Source organism: Mesorhizobium sp. DCY119, from assembly GCF_003590645.1.
Lineage (GTDB): Bacteria > Pseudomonadota > Alphaproteobacteria > Rhizobiales > Rhizobiaceae > Mesorhizobium_M.
Genome location: NZ_CP031834.1, coordinates 4,628,411 through 4,633,311 on the forward strand (window position 1 = coordinate 4,628,411; position 4,901 = coordinate 4,633,311).

The 4,901-nt window shown below is 62.2% G+C and carries 7 protein-coding genes and 1 tRNA gene; 3 read left to right on the forward strand and 5 right to left on the reverse strand.

Annotated features, from left to right (window positions below; genetic code table 11):
* Positions 1-46: 46 nt before the first annotated feature.
* The gene (locus tag DZG07_RS22645) at positions 47-256 is read left to right on the forward strand and encodes a SlyX family protein (protein ID WP_091917255.1); all 210 of its coding nucleotides are present in this window, start codon (positions 47-49) and stop codon (positions 254-256) included.
* A 109-nt stretch (positions 257-365) separates the two neighbouring features.
* Positions 366-776, forward strand: coding sequence for a hypothetical protein (locus DZG07_RS22650; RefSeq protein ID WP_091917254.1), 411 nt, complete (start codon positions 366-368; stop codon positions 774-776).
* A 72-nt stretch (positions 777-848) separates the two neighbouring features.
* Here DZG07_RS22650 and DZG07_RS22655 read toward each other — a convergent pair whose 3' ends face one another.
* The 4 genes from DZG07_RS22655 to DZG07_RS22670 form a co-directional block, all read right to left on the reverse strand.
* Positions 849-2,057, reverse strand: a complete 1,209-nt coding sequence (locus tag DZG07_RS22655; RefSeq protein ID WP_119821034.1) for an MFS transporter — start codon at positions 2,055-2,057, stop codon at positions 849-851.
* A 73-nt stretch (positions 2,058-2,130) separates the two neighbouring features.
* Complete coding sequence (locus DZG07_RS22660; protein ID WP_119821036.1) at positions 2,131-3,120, reverse strand: BMP family ABC transporter substrate-binding protein; 990 nt, start codon at positions 3,118-3,120, stop codon at positions 2,131-2,133.
* A gap of 217 nt (positions 3,121-3,337) precedes the next feature.
* On the reverse strand, positions 3,338-4,009 hold the full coding sequence (gene msrA / locus DZG07_RS22665) for a peptide-methionine (S)-S-oxide reductase MsrA (protein ID WP_119821037.1): 672 nt from the start codon (positions 4,007-4,009) through the stop codon (positions 3,338-3,340).
* A gap of 76 nt (positions 4,010-4,085) precedes the next feature.
* On the reverse strand, positions 4,086-4,382 hold the full coding sequence (locus DZG07_RS22670; protein ID WP_119821039.1) for a hypothetical protein: 297 nt from the start codon (positions 4,380-4,382) through the stop codon (positions 4,086-4,088).
* A gap of 242 nt (positions 4,383-4,624) precedes the next feature.
* On the opposite strand from DZG07_RS22670, the gene DZG07_RS22675 reads away from it, so the two are divergent.
* Positions 4,625-4,714, forward strand: a tRNA-Ser gene (locus DZG07_RS22675).
* A 5-nt stretch (positions 4,715-4,719) separates the two neighbouring features.
* Here DZG07_RS22675 and DZG07_RS24060 read toward each other — a convergent pair.
* Positions 4,720-4,896, reverse strand: a complete 177-nt coding sequence (locus DZG07_RS24060) for a hypothetical protein (protein ID WP_162931700.1) — start codon at positions 4,894-4,896, stop codon at positions 4,720-4,722.
* Between the last annotated feature and the right edge of the window lie 5 nt (positions 4,897-4,901).

Consider the following 4,901-nt stretch of genomic DNA (forward strand, 5'->3'; position numbering starts at 1 on the left):
GAGCACGCCGCGGCGGGCTCCCCAAGGTAAAGCAAGGATTTTCGACATGACATTGCCCGACGACCGGCTGACGACGCTCGAAATCCGAACTGTCGAGCAGGAAAAGATCATCGAGGAGCTGTCCGGCCAGATCGCCGAACAGTGGAAGGTCATCGAGCGGCTTCAAAAGAAGCTCGACGCGCTGACCGAGCGCTTCCTGTCGCTGGAAGAGGTGGCGACGCCCGGCCACGAGATAACCAAGCCGCCGCATTGGTGAGGACGGCCACATAGCGGCTTTACGCCCGGCAAAATAGCTGGTGATGTCCGTTTCTGACCGGCTTGGAGGATTCGAGGGCGCGGCAGGCTTGATCATGAGGGGGAGTGTCATGGTCGACGGCGGTGATCGCATGACGCGGGCCGGCAATTACGTGCTTGGCCTGTTGGATGACGACGAGCGCGAGCGGGCCGAGCGCGATCTTGAGCGCGACGCCGATTTTCGCGACGCAGTCGTAGAAATCGCCGAGCGCATGCACATGTTCGACATCACGGCATCGCCGGAAACCTTGCCCAGGACGATGTGGGAGACGGTTTCGGCACGCATCGCCGATATGCCGCAGATGCGGGCCGCATCGCCGGGCGACAACAAAGCCGATACGCCTACCCGCCCCATCATCCAGCCGGAAGGCACCAAGGCGATCTGGCGCGGCCCGCATTCCGTAGGCGGCTCACGCGGTTTGCTGATGGCGGCAGCGCTGATCGCCGCATTCGTGCTCGGCTACCTGACCGCCAGCCTGTAAACGCAGATACGACCGACTTCGGAATCCATTGGCGCGTTTCCGTGGCAATGCCTGCCTGTTTAAGCTTCGCCATCATTTCATCGAGATCGTCGCCGCTTCCGGCATAAATGCGCGCGACCGCAGCACAGGCAAGAGGCATAGCGCCCCGACAGCGGAGACCAGCGCCAGAAAGACGCCGAAACCGGGCCAGCCATATGCCTCGATGATGTGGCCGGCCAGCGGTGGTCCAAGCACTGTGCCTATGCCGCCGGCCTGGCAGACGAGGCCGATCGCCACCGCGACAGAGCCGCCCTTGGGCACGATCGACGGAAGGCCGGCAAACAGTGCCGAGGCAACGAAGCCGCCGGACATGGCGAACAGCAACAAAGCAAGTGTGGCAAACATCGGAATCGAGCCGCCGAATGCCGGGATCGCGGTCAATGCAGCGATCCCCAGCCCAAGAGCTGCGAGCAGCACGATGAAGCGCCCGTCGCGGCCCCCGACCAGCAGGCTGGTCAACCCGTTTCCGACCGGCCCGACCAGGGCGATAACCCCGGCAGCGAGCAGGATGCCGGCGCCGGACCAGGAGATGAAAGCCGGCATGAAGGCAAAGAACCCGACCGAGGCGATGACATAGATGCCGAAGGCCAGCGCCACGAGCACGACAGGCAAGGTCAGCGTCGCGCTGAAACTGCGTGCCGGTTGCGTCGCGTCCGCGCGCTCACCGGCGTCCATGTCGTCGATCAACCCGAGAAGCACAGCTGCGACCAGTGCAAGCACGGCAAACGCCAGAATTGCGGCCAGAAGAAAGATCTTCGGCTCGGCGACCGGCAAGAGTTCGCCGGCCATGAAATCGGCAACGGCAAAGCCGACCGGAACGAAACCACCCCAGATCGCCAGCACCGGCGCCCGCCAGGACGGCAGCGAAACCGAGTTCAGAAGCGCTGGAATGACGATGACAAGGATGAGATAGCCGACGCCTTCGACCAGCCGCGCGGCAAGAATGGCGCCGGGCGCATGAAGAAAAGCCAGCGCCAGCCCGCCTACCGTCATGACCGCCGCGGCAAAGGCGAAGCTCAGGCGCATGCCGGCGCGCTCGATCACCCAGCCGGCCGGCAGCGCGACCAGCGCCACGAAAATGCCGATGGCCGAGGTAAGCCAGCCGATCAGCGTCAGCGAAAAGCCGACCTCATTTTGATACCAGCCAACCAACGGCGCAAGCTTGCCGAGCTGCGAGCCGGCCAGAACGCCTGCCAGCAGCAGCGCAATGATGGCGGCAAGACGCAGCTTCCGGTCGTTCATTCCATCCCCTCCCCCAAAGGCACAAACGAAAACCGCCGGCACTGGGCCGGCGGTTTCATTCAGTCGCTGCCGATCAGTAAGGGCAGGTGTTGTCCGACATATAGTCGTGAACCTTGACGGTGCCGGCGATGATGTCGGCCTTGGCCTTTTCGGCGGCGGCCTTGATCTCGTCGGTCACGAGGCTCTTGTTGTTGTCGTCCATGGCGTAGTCGACGCCGCCTTCCTTGAGGCCGAGGTCGTTGATGCCGGCGGTGAACTTGCCGTCCTTGGCATCGGTGAAGGCGTTGTAGACGGCCACATCGACGCGCTTGACCATGGAGGTCAGGATCTTGCCCGGCTGGAGGCCGTTCTGGTTGGAATCGACGCCGATGCCGAGCTTGCCGGAATCGGCAGCCGCCTGCAGCACGCCAACGCCGGTGCCGCCTGCCGCAGCGTAAACCACGTCAGCGCCCTGCGAGATCTGCGCCTTGGCGATTTCGCCGCCCTTGGTCGGGTCGTTCCATGCAGCCGGCGTGTCACCGGTCATGTTCTCAATGACTTCGGTCGCACCCGCTGCCTTGGCACCGCCGACATAGCCGCAGCCGAACTTGCGGATCAGCGGGATGTCCATGCCGCCGACGAAGCCGACCTTCTTGGACTTGGAGGCGATCGCCGCCATGACGCCGACGACATAGGAGCCTTCCTGCTCCTTGTAGACGACCGAGCGGACGTTCGGCTTGTCGACGACCATGTCGATGATGGCGAAGCTGGTGTCGGGGAAGTCAGCGGATACCTTTTCGAGCACCGCCGCCCAGGAAAAGCCGGCCATGACGATCGGGTTGTTGCCGTCTTCGGCGAATTTGCGCAGCGCCTGCTCGCGCTGGGCGTCATTCTGGATTTCGAAATCGCGATAGGCGATGCCCGACTCGGTCTTGAACTTCTCCGCGCCGTTGAAGGCGGCCTCGTTGAAGGATTTGTCGAACTTGCCGCCGAGATCGTAGATGATCGCCGGCTTGACGTCCGCGGCAAGCGCCGGGAAGGCCAGTGCGGTTGCGGCCAGGAGGCCGAGAACAATACGCTTCATGTGATCCACACCCTGTCGGTTATTTTTTCCAATAACGTACCGCGTGGATGCCTCGGTCCCCGGGCGCCTCGCGGCACATGGCGGGAAGTTTGCCCTCCCACTCAACCGGCAGTCTTGCACGGCGAAAAACAAAATTCACGCGGAATCTTGACCACTTGGAAAAACGCTGCGGCAGGTGCGCCGCAACGAGTATTTTCGACCACGGCGTGGTTTCAGGTCAGGTCTCGGCAGACACCGCCTGCGGCATGGCGCAGGCCACGCCGGTACCCTTCAGGTTGCAATAACCGTAGGGATTCTTGGCCAGATATTGCTGGTGGTCTTCCTCGGCGAAATAGAACTCCGGCGCTGGCGCGATTTCCGTCGTGATCTTCTCGCGTCCGGCGCTGCTGAGCGACGCCCCATAGGCGTCGCGCGAAGCGATCGCGGCCTGATATTGCGCGTCGCTGAAGGTGTAGATCGTCGAGCGATAGGTCGTGCCGACATCGTTGCCCTGGCGCATGCCCTGCGTCGGGTCGTGGTTCTCCCAGAACGCCTTCAGGAGATCGGCATAGGAGATGATCTTCGGATCAAACACGACCAGAACGACCTCGGCATGGCCTGTCAGGCCTGTGCAGGTTTCCTGATAGGTCGGGTTCGGCGTGACGCCGCCGGCATAGCCGACCGCCGTGACCCAGACGCCGTCCATCTGCCAGAACATGCGCTCCGCACCCCAGAAACAGCCCATGCCGAACATCGCCGTCTCCAGCCCTTCGGGATAAGGGCCTTTCAGCGGGCGCTTCGAGACATAATGCTTCGAGGCGGTCGGCATCGGTTTGTCGCGGCCGGGCAGAGCCTCTCCAGGCTTGGGCAGCTGCAGCTTCTTGTTCAGCATGTCGCTCAGGAAAAACATGGCATTCTCCCTTTCCGGGTTGCGGGCGCTCGGCACCCTGTTTGTTCGTCCAGACGCCGCGTCTCGCAGCGTCCGATCAGCTCTCGGCGATGAAGCGGCCAATGCGGCGCGGCGGTTTGCGCCCGATGGCGTATAAAAGAAAGGCAAGTACGCCGAACACGATGAACCCCGGCTGGTTGAGGATGCCGGCGATGACCGGATCCCACACCAGCGGGTGGATTTTGGCGCGTACGAATTCCTGCACGGTGTTCAGCGTCTCAGGCGACACCGCGAGCCAACTGGTGGCAAGCGGCGTCATAACCAGTTGTGACGCCGCCACGGTGCGCGTGGCGTCGAGCACGGCCATGATTACGGCGATCGCAAGCGCGACCATTGCCAAGAGCCTGAACAGCAAGCGCAAACTCAAATCCTCCGGAGCTTTCGACAGGATAGATATGGCGCGCGATGCTCCTTCGCAATCACCCACCATGAATTTGACCCCATGACGCGTATAAAGCGCACTCGGAATAAAGTTCTGCGCCAACCAACAAACAATATGTCCGGCAGGCTTGGCATTCGGCGCAGGATCGACTAGATGAGCCCGGCGCACTGATGCCAGAGGCATTTGTCGCGCATGGAGAGGTGGCCGAGTGGTTGAAGGCGCACGCCTGGAAAGTGTGTTTACGGGAGACCGTAACGCGGGTTCGAATCCCGCTCTCTCCGCCAGATAATCACGTAAATGCCCCCAGCCAGCTTGCATCGAGGACGATGATCGATCTGTCGACACACTCTATGATGCCCTCATTTTCCGATTCGCGCAGGGCTTCGATTGGTTCGGTCGCGCGAAAATCGATGAGATTTTCGTCTCCCGTCCCGCCGCCAGATCCAATCATGGGATCTGGGTTCATGCGGA

Bases quoted from the DNA above. Each gene is read 5' to 3' on its own strand.
- DZG07_RS22650 (WP_091917254.1), top strand. From the start codon at position 366: ATGGTCGACGGCGGTGATCGCATGACGCGGGCCGGCAATTACGTGCTT.
- DZG07_RS24060 (WP_162931700.1), bottom strand. From the start codon at position 4,896: ATGAACCCAGATCCCATGATTGGATCTGGCGGCGGGACGGGAGACGAA.
- DZG07_RS22645 (WP_091917255.1), top strand. From the start codon at position 47: ATGACATTGCCCGACGACCGGCTGACGACGCTCGAAATCCGAACTGTC.
- DZG07_RS22670 (WP_119821039.1), bottom strand. From the start codon at position 4,382: ATGGTCGCGCTTGCGATCGCCGTAATCATGGCCGTGCTCGACGCCACG.
- DZG07_RS22655 (WP_119821034.1), bottom strand. From the start codon at position 2,057: ATGAACGACCGGAAGCTGCGTCTTGCCGCCATCATTGCGCTGCTGCTG.
- msrA (WP_119821037.1), bottom strand. From the start codon at position 4,009: ATGTTTTTCCTGAGCGACATGCTGAACAAGAAGCTGCAGCTGCCCAAG.
- DZG07_RS22660 (WP_119821036.1), bottom strand. From the start codon at position 3,120: ATGAAGCGTATTGTTCTCGGCCTCCTGGCCGCAACCGCACTGGCCTTC.